This is a genomic window from Pseudomonas sp. BN515 (assembly GCF_029873155.1).
GTDB lineage: Bacteria > Pseudomonadota > Gammaproteobacteria > Pseudomonadales > Pseudomonadaceae > Metapseudomonas.
The window spans coordinates 1-24067 of record NZ_SSOH01000092.1 but is presented as its reverse complement, the minus strand read 5'-3'; the positions used below and the strand labels follow the sequence as shown (position 1 = coordinate 24067).

The 24067-nt window shown below is 63.1% G+C and carries 18 protein-coding genes, 3 tRNA genes and 1 pseudogene; 3 read left to right on the top strand and 19 right to left on the bottom strand.

Features of this window, described 5'->3' with window-relative positions:
- Positions 1-21: 21 nt before the first annotated feature.
- Complete coding sequence (locus E8E91_RS25735; protein ID WP_280379764.1) at positions 22-3489, bottom strand: indolepyruvate ferredoxin oxidoreductase family protein; 3468 nt, start codon at positions 3487-3489, stop codon at positions 22-24.
- Between the two features lie 200 nt (positions 3490-3689).
- Here E8E91_RS25735 and E8E91_RS25730 point away from each other — a divergent pair, with 200 nt between their 5' ends.
- Positions 3690-4157, top strand: coding sequence for an Lrp/AsnC family transcriptional regulator (locus tag E8E91_RS25730; protein ID WP_280351311.1), 468 nt, complete (start codon positions 3690-3692; stop codon positions 4155-4157).
- 3 nt (positions 4158-4160) lie between these two features.
- On the opposite strand, the gene phnN is transcribed toward E8E91_RS25730, so the two are convergent.
- On the bottom strand, positions 4161-4745 hold the full coding sequence (phnN, locus tag E8E91_RS25725) for a phosphonate metabolism protein/1,5-bisphosphokinase (PRPP-forming) PhnN (RefSeq protein ID WP_280379762.1): 585 nt from the start codon (positions 4743-4745) through the stop codon (positions 4161-4163).
- Positions 4746-5245: 500 nt separating this feature from the next.
- Here phnN and E8E91_RS25720 point away from each other — a divergent pair, with 500 nt between their 5' ends.
- Positions 5246-5572, top strand: coding sequence for an Arc family DNA-binding protein (locus E8E91_RS25720; RefSeq protein ID WP_151135887.1), 327 nt, complete (start codon positions 5246-5248; stop codon positions 5570-5572).
- Positions 5573-5715: 143 nt separating this feature from the next.
- Here the strand turns inward: E8E91_RS25720 and mgtE are convergent, their stop codons facing one another.
- A complete protein-coding gene (gene mgtE, locus E8E91_RS25715) occupies positions 5716-7158 on the bottom strand; it encodes a magnesium transporter (protein ID WP_280372397.1) in 1443 nt (480 codons plus the stop codon).
- 317 nt (positions 7159-7475) lie between these two features.
- Between mgtE and bamE the strand changes: the two genes are divergently transcribed.
- Positions 7476-7979 (top strand): outer membrane protein assembly factor BamE, encoded by a 504-nt coding sequence (gene bamE, locus E8E91_RS25710; RefSeq protein WP_280379760.1) that lies wholly within the window; start codon positions 7476-7478, stop codon positions 7977-7979.
- A 42-nt stretch (positions 7980-8021) separates the two neighbouring features.
- Here the strand turns inward: bamE and E8E91_RS25705 are convergent.
- The 16 genes and pseudogenes from E8E91_RS25705 to aotP form a co-directional block, all read right to left on the bottom strand.
- Positions 8022-8098, bottom strand: a tRNA-Arg gene (locus E8E91_RS25705).
- A gap of 72 nt (positions 8099-8170) precedes the next feature.
- Positions 8171-8247: transfer RNA gene (locus E8E91_RS25700), tRNA-Arg, on the bottom strand.
- Positions 8248-8352: 105 nt separating this feature from the next.
- Positions 8353-8443 (bottom strand) — tRNA-Ser (locus tag E8E91_RS25695).
- Positions 8444-8504: 61 nt separating this feature from the next.
- On the bottom strand, positions 8505-8690 hold the full coding sequence (gene csrA, locus E8E91_RS25690) for a carbon storage regulator CsrA (protein WP_003283978.1): 186 nt from the start codon (positions 8688-8690) through the stop codon (positions 8505-8507).
- Positions 8691-8876: 186 nt separating this feature from the next.
- Complete coding sequence (locus tag E8E91_RS25685; protein WP_151135892.1) at positions 8877-10112, bottom strand: aspartate kinase; 1236 nt, start codon at positions 10110-10112, stop codon at positions 8877-8879.
- 100 nt (positions 10113-10212) lie between these two features.
- Positions 10213-12837 (bottom strand): alanine--tRNA ligase, encoded by a 2625-nt coding sequence (alaS, locus tag E8E91_RS25680; protein ID WP_280379758.1) that lies wholly within the window; start codon positions 12835-12837, stop codon positions 10213-10215.
- Between the two features lie 263 nt (positions 12838-13100).
- Positions 13101-14105 carry a low-specificity L-threonine aldolase gene (ltaE, locus tag E8E91_RS25675; RefSeq protein WP_280379756.1) on the bottom strand — a complete coding sequence of 335 codons (1005 nt, stop codon included), beginning with the start codon at positions 14103-14105 and terminating at the stop codon, positions 13101-13103.
- 80 nt (positions 14106-14185) lie between these two features.
- Positions 14186-15184: a succinylglutamate desuccinylase gene (gene astE / locus E8E91_RS25670; RefSeq protein WP_280379755.1), complete on the bottom strand. Its 999-nt coding sequence runs from the start codon at positions 15182-15184 to the stop codon at positions 14186-14188.
- Between the two features lie 9 nt (positions 15185-15193).
- Complete coding sequence (locus E8E91_RS25665) at positions 15194-15484, bottom strand: topoisomerase II (RefSeq protein WP_280379753.1); 291 nt, start codon at positions 15482-15484, stop codon at positions 15194-15196.
- 10 nt (positions 15485-15494) lie between these two features.
- On the bottom strand, positions 15495-16841 hold the full coding sequence (gene astB, locus E8E91_RS25660; protein WP_280372403.1) for an N-succinylarginine dihydrolase: 1347 nt from the start codon (positions 16839-16841) through the stop codon (positions 15495-15497).
- Complete coding sequence (astD, locus tag E8E91_RS25655) at positions 16838-18301, bottom strand: succinylglutamate-semialdehyde dehydrogenase (RefSeq protein WP_280379751.1); 1464 nt, start codon at positions 18299-18301, stop codon at positions 16838-16840. The genes astB and astD overlap by 4 nt, the downstream gene beginning before the upstream one ends.
- Complete coding sequence (gene astA / locus E8E91_RS25650; protein ID WP_280372405.1) at positions 18302-19324, bottom strand: arginine N-succinyltransferase; 1023 nt, start codon at positions 19322-19324, stop codon at positions 18302-18304.
- A gap of 115 nt (positions 19325-19439) precedes the next feature.
- Positions 19440-20456, bottom strand: coding sequence for an arginine/ornithine succinyltransferase subunit alpha (gene aruF, locus E8E91_RS25645; RefSeq protein WP_280372406.1), 1017 nt, complete (start codon positions 20454-20456; stop codon positions 19440-19442).
- A gap of 153 nt (positions 20457-20609) precedes the next feature.
- Complete coding sequence (locus E8E91_RS25640) at positions 20610-21830, bottom strand: aspartate aminotransferase family protein (protein WP_280379749.1); 1221 nt, start codon at positions 21828-21830, stop codon at positions 20610-20612.
- Positions 21831-22486: 656 nt separating this feature from the next.
- Positions 22487-23479: a transcriptional regulator ArgR gene (gene argR / locus E8E91_RS25635; protein WP_280372408.1), complete on the bottom strand. Its 993-nt coding sequence runs from the start codon at positions 23477-23479 to the stop codon at positions 22487-22489.
- Between the two features lie 96 nt (positions 23480-23575).
- Positions 23576-24067, bottom strand: a pseudogene (aotP, locus tag E8E91_RS25630) (arginine/ornithine transport ATP-binding protein AotP); the annotation flags it as partial.

The window sequence follows — 24067 nt, the reverse complement described above, 5'->3', positions numbered from 1 at the left end:
AAGGGCTGAAGGGGTTTGGACTCAGGCAGCCGGGTCGAACAGGTGCAGCACCTGGATGTCGCTGGCGGTGAGGCGGGCGCGGAGCTGCTTCTCCTGCTCGCGGACCTTCGCCAGGGCGCGCTCCTTCACCGGGCCGTAGCCACGAATCTGCTCAGGCAGTTCGGCGAGAGCGACGGCAGTGGAGTAGTTGCTTGCCTTGAGTTCCTTGATGAGCAGGTCGACCGTGGCTTCGTACCCGGCGATCAGCTCACGCTCGACCTTGCGCTCCTCGCTATGGCCGAAGGGATCGAAGGCGGTGCCACGCAGGAACTTGAAGCGCGCCAGCACGCCGAACGCCTTGAGCATCCAGGGGCCGAAGCGGCGCTTGCGCGGTTCGCCGGTGACCGGGTCGGGCTTGGCCAGCCACGATGGCGCCAGATAGAACTCCAGATGGAAGTCACCCTCGAACTGGGCTTCGAGCTGCTTGCGGAAGGCCTCGGCGCTGTATAGGCGCGCCACTTCGTATTCGTCCTTGTAGGCCAACAGCTTGGCGTAGTAGCGGGCAACGGCGCGGCTAAGGGCCTTGTCTTCGCTGCTGTCGGCCTGACGCACGCGCTCCACCAGGGCGCGGTAGCGCTCGGCGTAGTCGGCGTTCTGGTAAGCACGCAGGTGATCGGCGCGGTGCTGGATGATTTCTTCCAGGGTTTCGCAGCGCGGTGCTTCCACTTCCGCCGGTTTGGCCAGCTTTTCCACCGCCACGAGGTCGTGGGCGGCGCGGCGGCCCCAGAGGAACGCTTGCTGGTTGAGAGCGACGGACACGCCGTTGAGCTCGATGGCCTTGTCGATGGCTTCGGCGGAGATCGGCACCAGACCGCGCTGGTAAGCGAAGCCCAGCATGAACAGGTTGGTGGCGATGCTGTCGCCCAGCAGGCGGGTGGCCAGGCGGGTAGCGTCGACGAAGTGGGTCTTGGCGCTGCCGACCGCTTCTGCCAGCGCATCGCGCATGGCCTGGCCGGGCACCTGGGCATCGGGATTGCGGGTGAACTCGGCGGTCGCGGCTTCATGGCTGTTGACCACTGCGTGGGCGATGCGGTCGTTGAGCTTGGCCAAGGCTTCCTCGCTGGCGGCCACTACCAGGTCGCAGCCCAGCAGCAGGTCGGTCTCACCGGCGGCGATGCGCACGGCGTAGATGTCGTCCTGCTTGGCGGCGATGCGGATGTGGGTGATCACCGGGCCGAACTTCTGCGCTAGGCCGGCCTGGTCGAGTACGGTGCAGCCCTTGCCTTCGATGTGCGCAGCCATGCCGAGCAGCGCGCCGACGGTGGTCACGCCACTGCCGCCAACGCCCGGCAGGAGGATGTTCCAGGGACGCTCCAGGCTCGGCTGGCGCGGCTCCGGCAGCGCCACGAAGAGCGCCTTGGCACCGGCGGCTTCGGGTTTGCGCAGGCTGCCGCCATGCACGGTGACGAAGCTCGGGCAGAAGCCTTCGACGCAGGAGAAGTCCTTGTTGCAGGCGTTCTGGTCGATCTGGCGCTTGCGGCCCAGTTCGGTTTCCAGCGGCAGCACGGACAGGCAGTTGGATTTGACGCTGCAGTCGCCGCAGCCCTCACACACGGCCGGGTTGATGAACGCGCGCTTGGCCGGATCCACCAGCTTGCCGCGCTTGCGGCGGCGACGCTTTTCAGTGGCGCAGGTCTGGTCGTAGATCAGCACCGACACGCCCTTGAACTCGCGCAGCTCGCGCTGCACGGCATCCAGTTCGCGGCGATGGTGGAAGGTGACGATGGGCGCGAAGGTATCGCGAGTCGGGTACTTCTCCGGCTCGTCGGTGACCAGGGCGATGCGTTTCACCCCTTCGGCGAAGACCTGCTGGCTGAGCTGGTCGACGCGCAGCTCGCCGTCGATGGGCTGGCCGCCGGTCATGGCCACGGCGTCGTTGTAGAGGATCTTGTAGGTGATGTTGACCCCGGCCGCGACGGCCGCGCGCAGGGCCAGTTGGCCGGAGTGGAAGTAGGTGCCGTCACCCAGGTTCTGGAAGATGTGCGGTGTATCGGTGAAGGGGGCCTGACCGATCCAGGTGGCGCCCTCCCCGCCCATCTGGGTGTAGGTGTCGGTGTTGCGGTCCATCCACTGGGTCATGTAGTGGCAGCCGATACCGCCCTGGGCGCGGCTGCCCTCGGGCAGTTTGGTGGAGCTGTTGTGCGGGCAGCCGGAGCAGAAATGCGGCGTGCGGGTTGTCGTGTGCTTGGGCGCGGCCAGGGCTTTTTCCTTGGCGGCGAGGAAGGCCAGGCGGGATTCGATCTGCTCGCTGGAGTAGATCGGGGCCAGGCGCTTGGCGATGACGCGGGCGATCATTGCCGGCGTCAGTTCGCTGAGGTTGGGCAGCAGCGAGACGCCGTCTTCGTCGAACTCGCCCACGACGCGCGGGCGCTTGTCCACGGGCCAGTTGTAGAGTTGGCCGGTGACCTGGTCCTCGATGACGCTGCGTTTCTCTTCCACCACCAGGATTTCATCCAGGCCTTCAGCGAATTCGTGGACGGAGACGGGTTCCAGCGGCCAGCTCATGCCGACCTTGAGCACTCGCAGTCCGACCTTGGCGCACAGCTCTTCGTCCAGGCCCAGGTCATTCAGGGCCTGGCGCACGTCGAGGTAGGACTTGCCGGTGGTGATGATGCCGAGGCGCGGACTGGGCGAATCCAGCATCACCTGGTTGAGGTTGTTGGCGCGCGCGAAGGCGCGGGCGGCGTAGATCTTGTACATGTTCAGGCGCTTTTCCTGCGCCAGGGGCGGGTCCGGCCAGCGGATGTGCACGCCATCTTCCGGCAGGACGAAGTCTTGCGGAATCTGCACATCCACGCGCAGCGGGTCCACTTCCACTACCGCGGAGGAGTCGACGTTCTCGGCGATGGTCTTGAGCGCCACCCAGCAGCCGCTGTAGCGCGACAGCTCCCAGCCGATGATCCCGTAGTCGAGGATTTCCTGGACGTTGGACGGGTTCAGCACGGGAATGGAAGCACCGATGAAGGCGTGCTCGCTCTGGTTGGCGATGCTGGAGGATTTGCAACCGTGGTCGTCACCGGCCAGCAGCAGGACGCCGCCATGAGGCGAGACGCCTGCGGAGTTGCCGTGCTTGAAGACGTCGCCGCAGCGATCCACACCTGGACCCTTGCCGTACCACATGGAAAACACGCCGTCGTAGCGAGCACCGGGGAACAGGCTGGTCTGCTGGCTACCCCAGCAGGCGGTGGCGGCCAACTCTTCGTTGACGCCGGGCTGGAAGTGGACGTGGTTTTCCTTGAGGAAGGACTTGGCTTCCCAGAGGCTCTTGTCGAGGTTGCCCAGCGGCGAACCGCGGTAGCCGGAGATGAAGCAGGCGGTGTTCAGGCCGTGGGCCTTGTCGCGTTGCTTCTGCAGCATCGGCAAGCGGGTGAGTGCTTGGGTGCCAGTGAGGTAGAGGTGACCGGTTTCGAGGCGGTATTTGTCATCCAGGCGGATCTCGGCCAGAGACATGCAGGCGCTCCTTTTATTTTTATGGCGACCTTGATGGCAACGGTGGGTGCCATCTTGTGTTCAGCCCGAAGCAGGATCGCTGCCTCGGACGCGTGCCAAGACTATGACCGGACAGTGCTGATTTTTTCTTTCTATTTTCGGGTTCCAACGCCAGACTTGCGCATGATCCTTCCAACAAAAACAAAATTTCGGACTGACTCATGCAGAACTCTCTGAGCCCCATCGACCGCAAGATTTTGCGCCTGCTGCAACACGATGCCGACCTCTCCGCCGCTGAAGTGGCCGAAAGGGTGGAGCTGTCGCAGTCACCGTGCTGGCGGCGGATTCATCGCATGCAGGAGGAAGGGCTGATCGAACGCAAGGTAGCCCTGCTCAATCCGAAGCTGCTGGGCTTCTCCATCACGGTGTTCGTCAACATCAAGCTGTCCGCCCACGGCCGCAACAACCTCACCGAGTTCGAGGAGGCCATCGTCGGCTATCCGGAAGTGCTGGAGTGCTACACCATGGCCGGCGGCTCGGACTACCTGTTGAAGGTGGTGGCCAAGGACATCGCCAGCTATGAGCGATTTCTGCGGGACCAACTGCTGCAACGACCGCACGTGCTGGAGGCGCACTCGAACATCGCCATGAGCGAGGTCAAGCGCACCACGGAGCTGCCGCTGGATTGAGTATCACGCTGAATCGGGCCAGGCCAGGGGCCGGTGATCTTCGATGAGCTGCAGCAGGCGCTGGCAGGTCTCGGTGAGGGAGCCGGAATTGTCCAGCAGACAGAGGTCGGCGTTCTCGCCAGCCAGCAGGGTGTCGGCAAACCCGGCGTTGCGCGCCAGGCGGGCTTCGATCTCTTCCGCCGACTCACGACCACGGGCATGCAGGCGTGTGCGCAGGACGCCATCCTCCACCGTCAGTAGCACTGCAAGCAGGTGTGGATAACGTCGACGCGCTTCCGGCAGGTAGCCACGGGAGCCGTTTACCAGCACGTCGTCGCCCGCAGCGAGCCAATCGTCGATCACTCGGGGAATGCCATAGGAGAGACCATTGGCGTACCAGCTCATGGCGAAGTCGCCACGGGCCTCGCGTTCGGCGAACACTTCGGGGCTGACGGCTTCCGCCAGCTCCCCCTTGGCCTCTGCAGAACGGGTGATGACCCGGCGCGCAACACGGCAGCCCTGCCCGCCCAAGCGCTCTCGCACGGCATCCAGGAGGCTGTCCTTGCCGGAACCGGACGGGCCGATGAGGTAGATGAGCCTGCCTGTCATGAATGCACCTGGTGGGAATGGGTTGCGAACGATGGTTACGACGGAGCGTCGTGTGTACTGGTTCAAAAATTTTGAACCGCTTTTATGACAGCGCAAAGGATTCTTTTGCGAAGGGCGTGGTCTGACAACTGCAGCTACCCTTTAGAGTGATGGCCAGACAGCATCATGATGCCTTCATGGACCTTGAATGGGGCTTCGAGGGGCAATGCGGCTGTCGGATTGTGCTCAATGCGGGATTTAGAGCGGTGGAAGCGGCATCTGGGAATTGTCTGGAAAGTGTTCATCCACTCGCAATTCGGACAATTGGTGCTGGCCAAAAGCCGCTATAACGATCACAATCTGACACCAATTTGACGTCAAGGAAACGTTTTGCTGACCTTAGGGTCATACCGATTCGAATCGCGAAACTGGCTGAACAATTGCTGCCAAGAACAGTCAAACCGGTGACAATCTTGCGGCTCATTGCCAGCATCGCTTTCCTGAACTAACCGGTTGAATGTATGCGCCCTATGAAACAGGCTATCTATTCCAGTCGCACGGCTGACAAATTCGTCGTTCGTCTCCCCGAGGGTATGCGAGAGCGCATTGCTGTCGTGGCCCGCAACCACCATCGCAGCATGAACTCCGAGATAATCGCCCGCCTTGAGCAGAGCATGCTCCAGGAAGGCGCGCTGGACGAAGGCGTTTCCATGCGCCTGGACAGCCCAGAGCTGAGCCTGCACGAACGCGAGCTGCTGCAACGTTTCCGTCAACTCTCCCGGCGTCAGCAAAACGCACTGGTTGCGCTGATCGCTCACGATGCGGAACTGGCTGCCGAGGAGTCGTGAGACTGCCTCGCATTCATTGAAGAAGCCGGCAATTGCCGGTTTTTTCATGCCTCCGATTCGAAGTTCGGAGAAGCGGCTGCCTGCCTGCTGCCGCAGAAACGAAGAAGCCGCCCTTGAAGGCGGCTTCTTCGTTTGTGCCCTGGTCAGAGCAGGAACAGGGTGGCAAGCCCGAGGAAGATGAAGAAGCCACCACTGTCGGTCATGGCCGTGATCATCACGCTGGAGCCCATGGCCGGGTCACGCCCCATGCGCGTCAGGGTCATGGGAATCAGCACGCCCATCAGGGCCGCGAGCAACAGGTTCAGCGTCATAGCGCCCGTCATCACCGCGCCCAATGACCAACTGCCGTACAGGGAGTAGGCCACCAGGCCAATCACCCCGCCCCAGATCAGGCCGTTAATGAGCGCCACGCCCAGCTCCTTGCGTAGCAGGCGCGAGGTGTTGCCCGTCCCGACCTGGTCGAGTGCCATGGCGCGGACGATCATGGTGATGGTCTGATTGCCGGAGTTGCCGCCAATACCGGCGACGATGGGCATCAGCGCGGCAAGGGCCACCAGCTTCTCGATGGAACCTTCGAACAGGCCGATGACACGGGAGGCGATGAAGGCGGTGACCAGGTTGACCGCCAGCCAGGCCCAGCGGTTGCCCACCGATTTCCAGACCGAGGCGAAGATGTCTTCCTCTTCGCGCAGACCGGCCATGTTGAGGACTTCGTTCTCGCTTTCCTCACGAATCAGGTCGACCATCTCGTCGATCGTCAGACGGCCGATCAGCTTGCCGTTCTTGTCCACCACCGGGGCCGACACCAGGTCGTAGCGCTCGAACGCCTGGGCGGCATCGTAGGCATCTTCATCCGGATGGAAGCTTACCGGGTCGGTGGCCATTACTTCGGCCACCTCCTTGTCCGGGTCGTTCACCAGCAGACGCTTGATGGGCAGGACGCCCTTGAGGATGCCGTCGTAATCCACCACGAAAAGCTTGTCGGTGTGGCCGGGCAGTTCTTTGAGGCGGCGCAGGTAGCGCAACACGACTTCCAGGGCCACGTCATCACGGATGGTGACCATCTCGAAGTCCATCAGCGCACCGACCTGGTCTTCCTCATAAGACAGCACGGAGCGAACGCGCTCACGCTGCTGCGCATCGAGGGACTCCATCAGCTCGTGGATCACATCTCGCGGCAACTCAGGCGCAAGATCGGCCAGCTCGTCGGCGTCCATTTCCTTGGCCGCAGCGAGCAGCTCGTGATCGTCCATGTCGGCGATCAGCGACTCTCGAACGGCGTCGGATACCTCGAGGAGGATGTCGCCGTCACGCTCCGCCTTGACCAGCTGCCAGACCGTCAAACGGTCATTCAGCGGCAGGGCTTCAAGGATGTGGGCGATGTCGGCAGGGTGCAGCTCGTCCAGCTTGCGCTGAAGCTCGGCAAGGTTCTGTCGGTGGACGAGGTTTTCAACGAGGTCGCGATGCTGGCCTTCCTGACGATGGGTCAGGTCTTCTACCAGCTTGTGGCGATGCAGCAGATCGATAACCTGGGCCAGGCGGTCCTGCAGGCTCTCTTGCGGCTTTTTGGCTTCTACTTCAGTCATATAGCGCGCTCCACCCCCAGCGGCGGGGCGCGCCGAAATGGGGTCAGACAGTCATTTCGCGATTGTGCAATCGGGATTCTGAGTAACTACTGGGTAAGTCCATGATGGTTGTCCGAATGCCCCGGCGGGGCTGACCGCGCAATGATAACACCGCCATTCGGCTCACGCGTTACAAAATCGTGGAAAGAACAATCGCTTGCATCGCATTGCTGGGATTGCCTTCACCCTGGTGCGACGAAAGCAACCCCCTGTAGGACACGCCCACGCAAAGAAATTCACCGGATACGCTCGAGAGCCCATGCCAAGGAGAAGGCACCATGAAACGACTCTCGATCCTCGCGCTCATCACCCTGCCCTGCTGGCCGCAAACCCCGCTGAATGCGGCATTCGTCTTCCGCTGCAACGACTCCGAAGGCAACGTCAGCTTCAACCAGCATGGCTGCCCGCCGGACAGCCAGGTCAAGCATCAACGCACCGGCACGCCGAACCTGCTGAGCAGCGAGCCGATACCGGAGGAAATCGGCGGCCAGTACTTTCCGAGTCAGAAATGGGAAAGCCCCGAACGCTCCACGGAAATAGTAGTTGTAGGTGAACGAGAAGAAGTGTGCGGCAACCTGATTTCGCCGCAGGAACGGCGCAAGGCGATCATTCGCAAGCAGATCCGCAAAGGCATGACCCGCGCCGACGTCGAAAGCGCACTGGGCAAGCCGGACCGCATTAGCGGCACCAATGGCCAGGTCCGGTACCACTACAAGGCGAAGAAAGGAGCCGGCCAGCAAGTGGCGTTCGACGAGGACGGCTGTGTGAAGGGCAGGCGCTGAATGCAAAAAAAAGGGCCTGCATTTCTGCAGGCCCTTTCGGTATGGCGCACTCAGGAGGATTCGAACCTCCGACCGCCCGGTTCGTAGCCGGGTACTCTATCCAGCTGAGCTATGAGTGCGTAGTTGGTGTTTTTAGACCAGATCACCGCTGGTTTCTTCATGACCCTGGCTACGCCGAGAGCCTTGAAAGATGGCGCACTCAGGAGGATTCGAACCTCCGACCGCCCGGTTCGTAGCCGGGTACTCTATCCAGCTGAGCTATGAGTGCGTTGTGGGCGCGCATTATAGGGAACTTTCAGCCTTGGTCAACTGTTTTTTCGAGAAGTTTCAATAACTTATCGATCTACCGCTGACCACCCTACAACACAAAATATGGCGGAGAAGGGGGGATTCGAACCCCCGACACCCTTTTGAGGTGTACTCCCTTAGCAGGGGAGCGCCTTCGGCCACTCGGCCACCTCTCCGCAACACGGGGCGCATGATATCCATGTTTTCCCCGTTTGCAAAGCAAAAAATGCAGAAAAATTAGTGGCTTGGTTCCTGGTCTTTCTCTTTCTGTATGCGCTGGTAGATTTCTTCGCGATGCACGGCAACCTCCTTGGGAGCATTGACACCAATGCGCACCTGATTACCTTTCACGCCAAGCACGGTCACAGTGACATCGTCACCCACCATCAGGGTCTCTCCGACCCGGCGAGTCAGAATCAGCATTCCTTTCTCCTTACGGATTCGTTTCGGGACAACAGTCTGCAAAAAAGAAATGGTTACGGCCCCGGCACAGAATTACCGCTGGAGCTTACACCCAAGTATTGACCAGCCCCGGCAAAAGGAAAGTTCCACCGTAGCGGCCAAAAACGACAAAAGGCGCGGGATGAGCCGCGCCTTTTGGAATTTGCCTTACTCGCCCTGTCGAGACGGGGCGTCCAGCTCGAAGGCGGTGTGCAGCGCACGGACCGCCAGCTCCAGATATTTCTCTTCGATCACCACGGAAACCTTGATTTCCGAAGTGGAGATCATCTGGATGTTGATGGTTTCCTTGGCCAGGGCTTCGAACATGCGGCTGGCAACACCCGCGTGGGAACGCATGCCAACGCCGACGATGGAGACCTTGGCGATCTTGGTGTCGCCGATCACTTCACGGGCGCCGAGTTCGCTAGCGGTCTGCTCCAGTACGCGCTGGGCGTTCTGGTAGTCATTGCGGTGCACGGTGAAGGTGAAATCGGTGGTGTTATCGTGCGCGACGTTCTGCACGATCATGTCCACTTCGATGTTGGCGGCACTGATCGGGCCCAGAATCTTGAATGCCACGCCGGGGATGTCCGGCACGCCACGGATGGTCAGCTTGGCTTCGTCGCGGTTGAAGGCGATGCCGGAGATGATCGGCTGTTCCATGGATTCCTCTTCATCAAGGGTAATGAGGGTGCCCGGACCCTCCTGGAAGCTGTGCAGCACGCGCAGCGGGACGTTGTATTTGCCGGCGAACTCCACCGAGCGAATCTGCAGCACCTTGGAGCCGAGGCTGGCCATTTCCAGCATCTCTTCGAAGGTGATTTTGTCCAGGCGCTGAGCCTGGGGCACCACGCGCGGATCGGTGGTGTAGACGCCATCTACATCGGTGTAGATCTGGCACTCGTCGGCCTTCAGGGCCGCTGCCAGGGCTACGCCGGTGGTGTCGGAACCGCCACGACCGAGGGTAGTGATGTTGCCGTGCTCATCCACGCCCTGGAAGCCGGCGACCACGACCACGCGGCCGGCCTTGAGGTCGGCACGAATCTTCTGGTCGTCGATCTGCAGGATGCGAGCCTTGTTGTGGGCGCTGTCGGTGAGGATGCGCACCTGGTTACCGGTATAGGAAACCGCCGGCACGCCGCGCTTGATCAGCGCCATGGCCAGCAGGGCGATAGTCACCTGCTCGCCGGTGGAGACCATCACGTCCAGTTCGCGCGGTACCGGCTGCTCGCTGATCTGTTTGGCCAGATCGATCAGGCGGTTGGTTTCGCCGCTCATGGCGGAAACCACGACCACGATGTCATCGCCGCCTTCGCGGAACTTCTTCACCTTCTCGGCCACCTGCTCGATGCGCTCGACAGTGCCGACCGAGGTCCCCCCAAACTTCTGTACGATCAAAGCCATTTCAAAAGCCGCCTAATCCCGTGAAGGGCGCCCATTAAACAATCAACGCAGAACACTGCCAAGGTCCGCCGGGCGTGGGGCGGACCGCTGGCGGCGGGCCTCAGAGGCCCTGTTCGACGAACGGTGCGGCCAGGGCCAGAGCCTGCTCCAGGGCCGCAGCGTCGGTACCGCCGCCGCGTGCCATGTCAGGGCGACCACCGCCCTTGCCGCCAACCGCTGCCGCGGCCTGCTTCATCAGATCGCCGGCTTTGAGTTGGCCGGTCAGGTCCTGGGTGACGCCGGCGACCAGTGTCACCTTGCCCTCCAGCGCACTGCCGAGCAGGATCACCGCGCGGCCGAGCTTGTTCTTCAATTGGTCGACCAGCGCCAGCAGCGCATCGCCGTCCAGTCCGTCCAGGCGCGCAGCCAGCACCTTCACGCCTTTCACATCGATGGCGGAAGCAGCCAGGTCGTCGCCAGCGGCGCTCGCCGCCTTGGCCTTGAGCTGCTCCAACTCCTTCTCGAGTTGGCGGTTGCGCTCCAGCAGCGCGGACAGTTTGTCCAGCAGGTTGTCGCGGCTGCCTTTGACCAGGCCCGCGGCTTCCTTCAGTTGTTCCTCGGCACCGTTCAGGTAGGCCAGAGCAGCAGCGCCGGTCACCGCCTCGATACGGCGCACGCCAGCAGCCACACCACCTTCGCTGGTGATCTTGAACAGGCCAATGTCGCCAGTGCGGGACACGTGGGTGCCACCGCAGAGTTCAACGGAGAAATCGCCGCCCATGGTCAGCACGCGGACCTGGTCGCCGTACTTCTCGCCGAACAGGGCCATGGCGCCTTTCGCCTTGGCGGTGTCGATGTCGGTCTCTTCGGTCTCGACTTCGCTGTTCTTGCGGATTTCGGCGTTGACGATGTCTTCCAGGGCCTTCAGCTGTTCAGGCTTGATGGCCTCGAAGTGGCTGAAGTCGAAGCGCAGGCGCTGGCTGTCCACCAGAGAGCCCTTCTGCTGGACGTGGTCGCCCAGCACGCGGCGCAGGGCGGCGTGCAGCAGGTGGGTGGCGGAGTGGTTGAGCGCGGTGGCCTGACGGACGGTAGCGTCGATCTGGGCGGTAACGGCAGCGCCGACACGCAGAGTGCCGTGATCGACCACGCCGTGGTGCAGGAAGGCACCGCCAGCCTTGGTGGTATCACGTACGTCGAAGCGCAGGCCGCTGGCGGCGATGAAGCCGCAGTCCCCCACCTGGCCACCCGACTCGGCGTAGAACGGAGTGCGATCCAGGACCAGCACGCCCTCCTCGCCTTCGGCGAGTTGCTCGACGGCCTGGCCGCCCTTGAACAGGGCGACGACATTGGCATCGCCGTGGGTGCAGACGTAGCCGGTGAAATCGGTATCGGCGTCGACCTTGACCAGGGCGTTGTAATCCATGCCGAAGGCGCTGGAGGCGCGGGACATTTCGCGCTGCTTCTCCATCTCGCGCTCGAAGCCTTCCTCGTCGAGGGTCAGGCCGCGCTCACGGGCGATATCGCCGGTCAGGTCCATGGGGAAGCCGTAGGTGTCATAGAGCTTGAACACCACATCACCCGGGATCACCGTGCCGGACAGGCCGGCCAGATCCTGCTCGAGGATGCGCAAGCCCTGCTCCAGGGTCTTGGCGAACTGCTCTTCCTCGGTTTTCAGCACGCGCTCGATGTGCGCTTGCTGCTGCTTGAGCTCGGGGAAGGCTTCGCCCATTTCGCCCACGAGGGCTGCGACGATCTTGTGGAAGAAGCTGCCTGTGGCGCCCAGCTTGTTACCGTGGCGGCAAGCGCGACGGATGATGCGGCGCAGCACGTAGCCACGGCCTTCGTTGGACGGCAGCACGCCATCGGCGATGAGGAAGCTGCAGGAACGGATGTGGTCAGCCACCACTTTCAGCGACGGGGCGTCGTCATTGGCGCAGCCGATGGCTTCGGCGGACGCCTTGAGCAGGCTCTGGAACAGGTCGATCTCGTAGTTCGAGTGCACGTGCTGCAGCACGGCGCTGATGCGTTCCAGACCCATACCGGTGTCCACGCTGGGCGCCGGCAGCGGGTGCATCACGCCGTCAGCCGTGCGGTTGAACTGCATGAACACGTTGTTCCAGATTTCGATGTAGCGGTCGCCGTCTTCTTCCGGCGAGCCGGGCGGGCCGCCCCAGATTTCAGGGCCGTGGTCGAAGAAGATCTCGGTGCAGGGACCGCAAGGGCCGGTATCGCCCATGGCCCAGAAGTTGTCGGAAGCGTACGGCGCTCCCTTGTTATCGCCGATGCGCACCATGCGCTCGTGGGGAATGCCGACTTCCTTGGTCCAGATGTCGTAGGCCTCGTCGTCGCTGGCGTAGACGGTGACCCAGAGCTTCTCTTTCGGCAGTTTCAGCCAGTTGTCGCCGGTGAGGAATTCCCAGGCGTAGTGAATGGCGTCGCGCTTGAAATAGTCGCCGAAGCTGAAGTTGCCCAGCATTTCGAAGAAGGTGTGGTGGCGCGCGGTGTAGCCGACGTTCTCCAGGTCGTTGTGCTTGCCGCCGGCACGCACGCATTTCTGGCTGGTGGTGGCACGGGTGTAGGCGCGCTTTTCCAGGCCAAGGAAGCAGTCCTTGAACTGGTTCATCCCCGCGTTGGTGAACAGCAGGGTCGGGTCGTTGCCCGGAATCAGGGAGCTGGAAGCGACACGGGTATGCCCCTTCTCTTCGAAGAAGCTCAGGAAGGCTTCACGGATTTCTGCGCTTTTCATAGGTTCTTCCACGGAAACTGCGGCCACGACGGCGGTGCAAATCGTTATCGGCGAAGGACGGCAAGTGGAAATCGACGAAAAGGCAGCAGGTTTTCAAGAAAATTCCGGCAGTTCCCGCCTATTTCCAACATTGCGCGCGAAACTCGCAGCCGTCTGGCGACAGGCATACGAATCACCGGCAAAGGGCCGCATTATATCGGCCCTGCGCCAGCGGGATAGTCTCTTTGTGCGATAGAAGGCGGCTATTTATGCACGCTGTCGATTCAGGCGCGTCGGAATGCCGCGAAAGCCTCGATTACGCGGGTGATATCGGCGGCCTGCACGTCCAGGTGGGTCACCAGGCGCAGGCGCGCGGCCGGGCTGACGCGGATACCCTGACCAGCGAGGAACTCGCCCAGGGCACGAGCCTGATCACCGATCTGCACGTAGACCATGTTGGTCTGCACCGGCTCGATGTCATAGCCCAGCTCCCGCAGCCCTGCACCCAGGCGCTCGGCATTGGCGTGATCGTCCGCCAGGCGCTCGACCTGGTGATCCAGCGCGTAAAGTCCCGCCGCCGCCAACAATCCGGCCTGGCGCATGCCGCCGCCGACCATCTTGCGCAGACGCCGCGCCTTGCCGATGAGCCCTGCACTACCACAGAGCACCGAACCCACCGGCGCGCCGAGACCCTTGGACAGGCACACGGAAACCGAGTCGAAGTACTGGGTGATCTCGCGGGCATCCACGCCTTGCTTCACCGCCGCGTTGTACAGCCGGGCGCCGTCCAGGTGCAGACCCAAACCACGACGGCGAGTCAGCTCACGCGCCGCAGCCAGGTACTCCAGCGGCAGGACCTTGCCCTGCATGGTGTTTTCCAGGGCCAGCAGCCGTGTGCGGGCGAAGTGGAAGTCATCCTGCTTGATGGCGGCCTCGACCTTGCCGAGATCCAGGCTGCCGTCGGCCTCGCCCTCGATGGGCTGGGGCTGGATGGAGCCCAGTACGGCGGCACCACCACCCTCGTATTTATAGGTGTGGGCCTGCTGGCCGACGATGTATTCGTCGCCGCGTTCGCAATGGGCCATCAGCCCCAGCAGGTTGCTCATGGTGCCGGTTGGCACGAACAGCGCAGCCTCGAAGCCCAGGCGCTCGGCCAGGCTCGCTTCCAGGCGGTTCACGGTGGGATCTTCGCCATAGACATCGTCGCCAAGCTCAGCGCGCTGCATGGCTTCGCGCATGCCGGCGGTGGGTTGGGTGACGGTGTCGCTGCGCAGGTCGATCAGGCTCATTCCGGGCTCCTTGGATGGGCGAAGAGCCCGATCCTAAAGCCCGGCGCCATATGGGTACAGGTACAGAAAGGGAAGAATCGTCAGACGTCGGCCGGAACTATGAGAATCCCGGCCCGCAGGCCGTTCTTCACCCTGGGATTTGGGAAGATGATGCGGGCGCCCTGCTCTTCCACGACCCAGCGGGTGCCGGCGATGTCTTCGGCCAGCAGATAGCCCACGGGCAATTCGCTGAAGTTCTCGATATCTGGCGCCAGGTGCAGTTGGAAGGATTCGCTGTGCTTGATGATCTCGCGCGATACCGAGAACAGTTGCAGCCCGTCCAGGCTGTCGCCGTCGGTCTTCGGCTCACTCCCTTCGATCAGCGACTTCAGCCGCGTTTCGAGGCGGTCGAGATTGACCTCCTGGTTGCTGCCGAAAGGCCGTGCCTTGCCCAGCTCCAGGGTAAAGGCCTCTGCATCCAGACTGGCGTAGGTGTAGGAGCTGAAGGTGATACCGGTCTTGTTCTGCAGCAGCACAGCATCGATGCCGGCGTCCCGCAGACGAGCCAGTTCCTGGCGCGAATGCTCACGCCCTTCCACATAGGGATAGAGGGCGAACTGTTCGATCTTCGAGCCACGGATGGCGGTGTGCAGGTCGTAGTGCAGGCGGGAGCGATCGGGCTTGCTGAAGAAGGCAGCGGCGTAGCGCTCCAGCTCTCCAGCGCGCATGGCTTCGAAACCGCTGGATTCGGCGTGGCGACCATTGAACAGGCGATTGACGTCCTGCTCGACGAAACGCTCCCCGCGACGAATGGCTTCGGGATTGCCCAGCAGGAAGAGAATGCGGGCGCGCGGCTTGAGATGTCCCCGGGCGATGGCCTGGACCAGGCGGTCCAGCAGTTCGATCGGAGCGGTTTCGTTGCCGTGCACCCCGGCCGAAAGCAGCAGGTCGAGCCCGCTGTCTTCGGCGGCCGGCGGGGTGACGTCCAGCGCCCCCTCGCCCAGCCAGTGCAGGCGCACACCCCCGGATGTCAGCTGGATCTTCTCGGTCGGCTCACGGCCGGCGAGGGTCAGTTCAAGCAGTTTTCCGAGGGCTAGCATCCTGTTACCTCAATGATCGTGATCGCAGTCGGGACCATGGACATGGTCGTCGTCGCCAGCGGCGTCGGCCGGTTCCATTTCCAGCTCCAGGCTGACCAGGTTGGTGGCCAGCGGGCGCAGCAGCAGGTTGGCGTACTCGGTGTCGTCTTCCTCGACGTCCACACCGATCAGCAGTTGACCGTTGCCAGCCTGCTGGATCCAGACTTCCTTGCCCTGCCAGACGACGGCAAACCGGGTGCAGGAGGTTTCGAGCTGGGTGCCGTCGGTATCTTCGAGGATGAGTTGCAGGGCGTCGGACATTTCAGGGTTCTCAGTTGAGCTGGAAGGGATAAACAGCGCCCAGTTTAAGGATCTGCGTCAGTTCATCCAATGCCGTCCGGCACTCCACCAGCAATTGCGGATCGGCCAGGTCGGATTCGCTGAGGCGGTCACGGTAGTGCTTCTCGACCCAGGTAGTCAGGGTGGCGTGGAGTTCCGGGGTCATCATCACACCCTGGTTCACCGCCGCCAGCTCATTTTCCTTCAGTGCCACGCGCAGTCGCAGGCAGGCCGGGCCACCGCCGTTCTGCATGCTCTGCTTGAGGTCGAAGACCTTCACTTCGCGGATCGGACCCTGGCCCGAGGTCAGCTCGCTCAGGTAGTTCCAGACGTTGGCGTTGGCACGGCACTCCTCCGGCACGATCAGCAGCATGCTGCCATCGGCACGGCTGAGCAGCTGGCTGTTGAACAGGTAGGAGCGCACCGCGTCCTCCACAGCCACCGCGCTGCGCGGCACGCGAACCGCCTGGAAGCGGCCACCACGTTTGCCCAGCTTGCCGTCCAGCTCGGCCAGAACCTTGTCGGTCTCGAGGAAAGCATCCTCGTGGTAGAACAGCACTTCGCCATTACCCACCGAGATCACGTCGTTGTGGAACACGCCCTGATCGATCACTGCCGGGTTCTGTTGAGCGTAGACCACGCCCTCCGCGCTCAGCCCATGCAGGCGAGCGACCGCATGGCAGGCCTCAAGAGTCTGCCGCGCCGGGTAACGCTGCGGAGACGGGAAACGGCTGTCGAAGGCACTGCGGCCAAAGACGAAGAATTCGACACCGGCTTCACCGTAACCGTTGCAGAAGCGGGTGTGGTTGGCGGCACCTTCGTCGCCGAACTGGCCGACCGCCGGCAGGGCTGCGTGGTGAGCGAAGAACTTGTCGTTGGCGAACATGGCGCCCAGCACGCGACTGGTAGTCGGGTGCTCGATGGAGCGATGGAACTTGCAATTCAGGTTGGCGGCGGTGAAGTGCACACGGCCGTCCGCAGTGTCGGCGCTGGGGCTGACGGTGCAGGAGTTGGCTGTCCACATGCTGGAGGCCGAACTGCAGGCGGCCAGCAGCGGCATGGCTTCCTTGGCAGCCTTGGCGATGACTTCCGCATCGGTACCGGAGAAGCCCAGGCTGCGCAGGGCAGCGACGTCCTGGCGCTCCTGCGGGGCGAACACGCCCTGCTTGAAGCCCATTTCCATCAGCGCCTTCATCTTGCCCAGGCCCTGCAGTGCAGCCTCCTTCGGGTTGGAGGCCGCCTGGCTGTTGCTCTGCGAGGCGACGTTACCGTAGGACAGGCCACCGTAGTTGTGGGTCGGGCCGACCAGTCCGTCGAAGTTCACTTCATAGGCGTTCACAGGCTGACTCCTGGAGTAAGGGTTGCAGGCAGGGCAAGGGTTTCGCTTTCCAGCGAGGCCACCGGGTAGGCGCAGTAATCAGCGGCGTAATAGGCGCTGGCGCGATGGTTGCCGGAGGCGCCGACACCACCGAAGGGCGCGCTGCTGGCGGCACCGGTCAATTGCTTGTTCCAGTTGACGATGCCGGCGCGGCTCTCGATGAGGAACTGCTGGTAGCGCTCGGCGGAGTCTGACAGCAGGCCGGCGGCCAGGCCGTACTGGGTGGCATTGGCTTCGGCGATGGCGGCGTCGAAATCGCGGTAGCGGATCACCTGCAGCAGCGGACCGAAGAACTCTTCGTCCGGACGATCGGCCACGGCGGTCACGTCGAGGATGCCCGGGGTCAGCAGCGCGGCATTTTCCAGCGGCTGGGACATGGCCAGCAGCGCCACCGCACCGCCGGCGATCAGATGATCCTGGGCCTTGAGCAGGTGACGCGCCGCATCCAGGGAAATCACCGAACCCATGAAGGGCGCGGGCTGGGCGTCGAAGGCACCAACCTTGATGGAGCTGGCGACACTCACCAGGCGCGCCAGCAGGGCGTCGCCCCAGGCACCTTCGGGCACCAGCAGGCGGCGGGCGCAGGTGCAGCGCTGGCCGGCGGAAATGAAGGCCGACTGGATGATGGTGTAGACAGCGGCATCCACGTCCTGGACCTGGTCTACCACCAGCGGGTTGTTGCCGCCCATTTCCAGGGCGAGGATCTTGTCCGGACGACCGGCGAACTGCTGGTGCAGCAGGTTGCCGGTGCGGCTGGAGCCGGTGAAGAACAGACCGTCGATACCCGGATTGCCGGCCAGGGCCACGCCGGTTTCACGGGCGCCCTGAACCAGGTTGAGAACGCCAGCCGGCAGGCCGGCCTCGACCCAGCATTTCACCGTCAGCTCGGCAACCTTCGGGGTCAGCTCACTGGGCTTGAAGATCACCGCGTTGCCCGCCAGCAGAGCCGGGACGATATGGCCGTTCGGCAGATGACCGGGGAAGTTGTAGGGACCGAATACCGCCACCACGCCGTGGGGCTTGTGGCGCAGAATCGCCGTGGCATCGGCCAGGGGGCCGCTCTTCTCGCCGGTGCGCTCACGGTAGCTCTGGATGGAGATGGCGACCTTGTTGACCATGCTGGTCACTTCGGTGGCCGACTCCCACAGGGGCTTGCCGGTTTCTTCGCCGATGCTGCGAGCCAGCTCGTCGGCATGGTTGCGCAGGGTCACAGCGAACTGTTCGAGGATGGCGATGCGCTCTTCCAGCGGGCGACGGGCCCAGGCCGGGAAAGCTGCGCGGGCGGCCTTCACGGCTTCGTCCACCTGGGCGGCATTGGCGCCACGACCGGACCAGACGGCTGCCTGGGTTACCGGGTTCAGCGAATCGAAGGCCTCGCCCTGCCCTGCCTGCCAGTTACCAGCGATGAAATGGGTGCTCATTTATACGGACTCCTTGGCCGACAGCGGTACGGCGCGAACCGAAGCGCCGGCGGAGAGTTTCAGGCGCTTGGCGGTCAGCGCATCCACCACCAGGGTGCCGGCCGCCAGGCGGGCCGGAGCGGCGGTGATGCGGCAGTCTTCGCGCTTGCGGTTGTGAATCAGGAAAGGCGTGGCGTCGTCACCCGGAGTACCGACGGCCAGGACCAGGTTCTGGCTGTCACGCACGGCGCGGATCTTCGACGTTTCGCATTCGATAGCCGGGCCGGCGTCGAAGATGTCGACGTAGCCCTGGTAGCTGAACCCTTCCCCTTTGAGCATGGCCAGCGCCGGCTCGGTGTCGTTGTGCACGCGACCGATGACGTTGCGCGCGGCTTCGGAGAGGAAGCAGGTGTAGAGCGGGAACTTGGGCATCAGTTCGGCGATGAATGCCTTGTTGCCGACGCCGGTGAGGTAGTCGGCGCGGGAGAATTCCATCTTGAAGAAATGCCGACCGAGGCTTTCCCAGAACGGGGAAACGCCATTGCCATCGGACATGCCACGCATCTCGGCGATCACCTTGTCACCGAACAGCTCCGGGAACTCCGCGATGAACAGGAAGCGCGCCTTGGACAGCAGACGCCCCTTCAGGCCGGTGCGGTGGCCGGCATGCAGGAACAGCGAGCAGAGCTCGGAATTGCCGGTCAGGTCGTTGGCCAGGAACAGGGTGGGAATCTGGCGGTGGATGTGCAGCTCCTGGGAGGCACTGACGGTCAGGCCAACCCGGTAGTTGTACCAGGGCTCACGCAGGCCCACGGCGCCGGCCACAGCGGAAATGCCGATGACGGTGCCATCGTCGTCCTCGAGCACGAAGAGGTAATCCGCATCGGCCCGCTCGGCCTCGCCACGGAATGCCTTCTCCGCCCAACCGACACGGTGCGACAGGCGCGCCTCATTGGCCGGCAGCGTGGTCAGGCCCGCGCCGGTGCTGCGCGCCAGGTCGATCAGGGCCGGTAAATCGGCGCTGCGTACGGGACGAACGATCATAGTGCCTCCAGAAATTTCGCTCCCTTCCGTCCGGGAAGGCAGCCAGGGAGAGGGCTGTGCCCTCATCCGGCCCCATCAGGGGCCACCTCCTCCCGGCGGGAAGAGGGTCAAAGACTCAAACGGCGATCAGACGGACGCTGGCGCCTTCACCGACACCAAGGGCCTCGGCGGCTTCTTCGCCAAGCACCACCGGCTTGCCGGGCACCCAGTCGAGTTCGGCGACGATGGCGCGGAAATCCTGCAACTGACCGTTGCACACCAGGTACTGGCGGCCACCCTTGCCCTGCTCGCCCAGTTTCACCGGCACCATGCGGCTCTGCGCGATGGAGCGGATGCTCGAGGTGCGGGCATGGAGGGTCGGGCCACCATCGAATATGTCGATGTAGTTGTCGGTCTCGAAGCCTTCGCGCATCAGGATGTCGAAGGTGATCTGCGCACGCGGATGCACCTGGCCCATGGATTCCTGGGCTTCATCCGGCAGCAGTGGCACGTAGATCGGGTAATGCGGCATCAGTTCGGCGAGGAAGGTGCGGCTCTTCAGGCCGGACAGGCGCTCGGCCTCGGTGTAGTTGAGGTCGAAGAAGTTGCGCCCCACGGCGTCCCAGAACGGCGACTCGCCGTGCTCGTCGCTGTAACCGACTATCTCCACCACTACGGCATCGGCGAAGCGCTCCGGATGGCTGGCCATGAACAGCAGGCGGCTACGGGAGTTGAGCTCGGCGATGGGGGTGTTCACCAGGTCACGCTGGACATAGAAGCTGGTCAGCAGGCTGTTGCCGGTCAGGTCGTGGCAGAGCGAGAGGACGTGGATCTTGTTGTGGATCTTCAGCTCCCGCGAGGCATGTACGAAGGTCTCGTTACGGAAGCTGTAGAAGGGTTCGGAGAAGCCGGCGGAGGCGACGATCGCCGAGCAGCCCGCCAGGCGGCCGGTCGCCGTGTCCTCAAGGACGAAGAAATAGCTCTCTTCGCCGTTGAAGCTCACCTCGGCGGAGAAAGATGCCTCGGACGCGGCGATCTTCTCGCCCAGCACCTCGGCGTCATCCGGCAACGACGTGACACCCACGGGGCTATCCGCGGCCAGACGCTGGACTTCAGCGAGATCGGCCATTTGCGCGGGGCGCATCACCAACATGGGGGTCACTCCTTTTTCTTGTTGAAAACTCCGAACGAACCAGTGATTCCATCCGGAGATAAGCCGGGCCCCGATGGCCCGCACTCATACATGAATCTGTTCCGTCCCTGGGATCGCAGCGCAGCGCTTCCCTGCGCTGCGTCCAGCAGAGGCTTACGCCTGAGTCAGCTTGGCGACGGCGCGCTCGAAGCGGTCGAGGCCTTCGTCGATGTCCGCATCCGGGATCACCAGACTGGGCGCGAAGCGCACCACGTCCGGGCTGGCCTGCAGAACCATCACGGCTTCCTTCTCGGCGGCGTTCAGCACGTCTTTCGCCTTGCCCTTCCAGGCATCGGAGAGGACAGCACCGATCAGCAGGCCCAGGCCGCGAACCTCGGTGAAGATGCCGTACTTGGCACCGATGGCTTCGAGGCGGGTCTTGAAGCGGTCATGCTTGGCATTGATGCCACGCAGCACTTCCGGGGTGTTGATCACATCCAGCACGGCCTCGGCTACGGCGCACGCCAGCGGGTTGCCGCCGTAGGTGGTGCCGTGGGTGCCAACCGACAGGTGCTTGGCGATTTCGGTGGTGGTCAGCATGGCGCCGATGGGGAAACCGCCGCCCAGGCTCTTGGCGCTGGAGAGGATGTCCGGAGTCACGCCGTAGTGCTCGTAGGCGAACAGGTGGCCGCTACGGCCCATGCCGCTCTGCACTTCGTCGAAGATCAGCAGTGCGTTGTGTTCGTCGCATAGCTTGCGGGCACCTTCCAGATAGGCCTTGTCCGCCGGCAGCACGCCGCCTTCGCCCTGCACGGGTTCCAGGACCACGGCGCAGGTCTTGTCGGAGATGGCAGCCTTCAGGGCGTCCAGGTCGTTGAAGGGCACATGGCTGATGCCTTCCATCTTCGGACCGAAGCCGTCGGAGTACTTCGGCTGGCCGCCAACGGTCACGGTGAACAGGGTACGACCGTGGAAGCTGTTGGTGGCGGAGATGATTTCGTGTTTCTGCGGGCCATAGACGTCATGGGCATAACGACGGGCCAGTTTGAAAGCCGCTTCGTTGGCCTCGGCACCGGAGTTGGCGAGGAACACGCGCTCGGCAAAAGTAGCGTCTACCAGCTTCTTGGCCAAACGCAGGGCCGGCTCGTTGGTGAAGACGTTGGATACGTGCCAGATCTTGTTGGCCTGTTCGGTCAGCGCATTGACCAGCGCGGGGTGCGCGTGCCCCAGGGAGTTCACTGCGATGCCGCCGGCAAAATCGATCAGCTCGCGACCGGACTGGTCCCAGACTCGGGAACCCTGGCCACGCACCGGAATGAAAGCGGCGGGGGCGTAGTTGGGAACCATCACCTTGTCGAAATCGGCGCGCTCGACCTGCGCATGCTCAACGGACATCAGTTTCTCCTGCCATGAACGGCTAGTGATGAAAGGATTGTAGGGACTGATTCGGGGTTGGCATTGCCGCCATGCGACAACTTCTTACAGCGCCAACCCCGCGAAAACCGGCGCTTATGGAAATGCGACAGAAAGCGTCGGGAAGGCGCAGTTTAAACGCTGATCGCCGCTGCTATGCACCCGCCGGGAAATTTTCTCCATGGGGTGACTGGTGGGTACTCATGCAGGGAGCGAGCGGGAAGCTTGTAGGGGCGAATTCATTCGCCAAGCAGTCCGCAGGACTGCCTTTCGGACATGAAGGGGGCAGCTGCGCTGCCCTTGGCGAGTAAACATCCACGTTCGTAGAACGTGGACTTGCGGTAGCCCCCTGGAAGGAGGCGAATTCACTACCGAGCACAACGCCGACCTCTTTCGCCCGGTCTGGACCGTAGGGTGCGCTGTGCGCACCGACTTCAGGACCCGCTTCGGCACCAGGCCAAACCGCCGGTGCGCACGGTGCACCCTACCCGATCGCCTTCATCCTGCTAACCCAAGCAGTCGAATCGTCACACGCAGAGCCGATGACTCATGACCACGTCCTCAGGACGTGGTTTCCCAAGTTCAAATGAATTCGCCCCTACAAAAGCAGCACCCAAGAAGAGGGGCCGGGGTTAAGGTCAGCTCCGCTCCGCCACTGGGGTCGGTGCCGGCTGCGGGGTTTCGAAGGGGCTGGTGCCGCGGCGCTGGTTGCGGTCTTCGCGCGGGGTGACGCCGAAGAAATTGCGGTAGGCGCTGGAGAAGTGCGGGCCGGAGGAGAAGCCGCAGGACAGGCCGATCTGGATGATCGATTTGCTGGTCTGCATCAGCATCTGCCGTGCCTTGTTCAGGCGCAGCTCCAGGTAGTACTGGCTGGGCACGCGATTGAGGTACTGCTTGAAGATGCGCTCCAACTGACGACGGGACACGCAGACGTGCTGGGCAATCTCGTCGGTGGTCAGCGGCTCTTCGATATTGGCTTCCATCAGCAGTACGGCCTGGGTCAGCTTCGGATGGCTGGAACCCAGACGGTTCTGCAGCGGAATGCGCTGGCGCTCCCCGCCTTCACGGATGCGTTCCACCACAAGCTCTTCGGACACCGCACCCGCCAACTCGGCGCCATGGTCGCGGGCCAGCACAGCCAGCAGCAGATCGAGCACCGCCAGGCCGCCGCAAGCGGTGAGGCGGTCGCGATCCCAGTCGAACAGATGGCTGGTGGCGATCACCTTGGGGAAACGCTCGGCGAAATCGTCCTGCCAGCGCCAGTGCACCGCTGCGCGATAACCATCCAGCAGCCCCAGGTGCGCCAGGGGATAAACGCCTGCAGAAAGGCCGCCGACCACGCAACCGGCACGCACCGAATGTTTGATCGCCGCGGAAAGCGCCGGGGATATCTGCGCCGGCGGCTCGTCGGCCACCAGGAACAGACGCTGAAGGCCATCCAGCTTGCCGGTCCAGGCCTCGCCCGGCAGGCGCCAGGCACCCTCGGCGGCGGGTTCAGCCTGCAGGAAGGAGATCTCGTAAACCACTTCCGGATGCAGTCGCTGGGCGACACGCAGGGCTTCCTCGGCCAGCGCCAGGGTCAGCGCCTTGGTACCGGGCCAGAGGAGAAAAGCGATTCGATGGGCAGTCATGGCAGGCAGCTTAGCAGACCCCGGCAAAAGGAAAGGGACAAGGCGAAACAGGGTTTCGAATGCGGTGCGGCGGCCCTGGGGCCGCCGCGTCGTGGATCACTTCAGGCTGCCGGAGAGGAACTGCTTGAGGCGATCGGATTGCGGGTTGGCCAGCACTTCCTTCGGGCAACCGCGCTCTTCCACCAGGCCCTTGTGCAGGAACACCAGTTGGTTGGACACCTCGCGGGCGAAGCCCATCTCGTGGGTCACCACCACCATGGTGCGGCCTTCCACGGCCAGGTCCTGCATGACCTTGAGCACCTCTCCCACCAGTTCCGGGTCCAGCGCCGAGGTGGGTTCGTCGAACAGCATCACCTCCGGCTCCATGGCCAGGGCACGGGCGATGGCCACGCGCTGCTGCTCGCCACCAGACATGTGCGCCGGGTAGGCATCCTTGCGATGGGCCACGCCCACCTTGGCCAGGTAGTGCTCGGCCTTTTCGATGGCTTCCTTCTTCGGCACACCGAGCACATGCACCGGCGCTTCGATCACGTTCTCCAGGGCGCTCATGTGCGACCACAGGTTGAAGTGCTGGAACACCATCGCCAG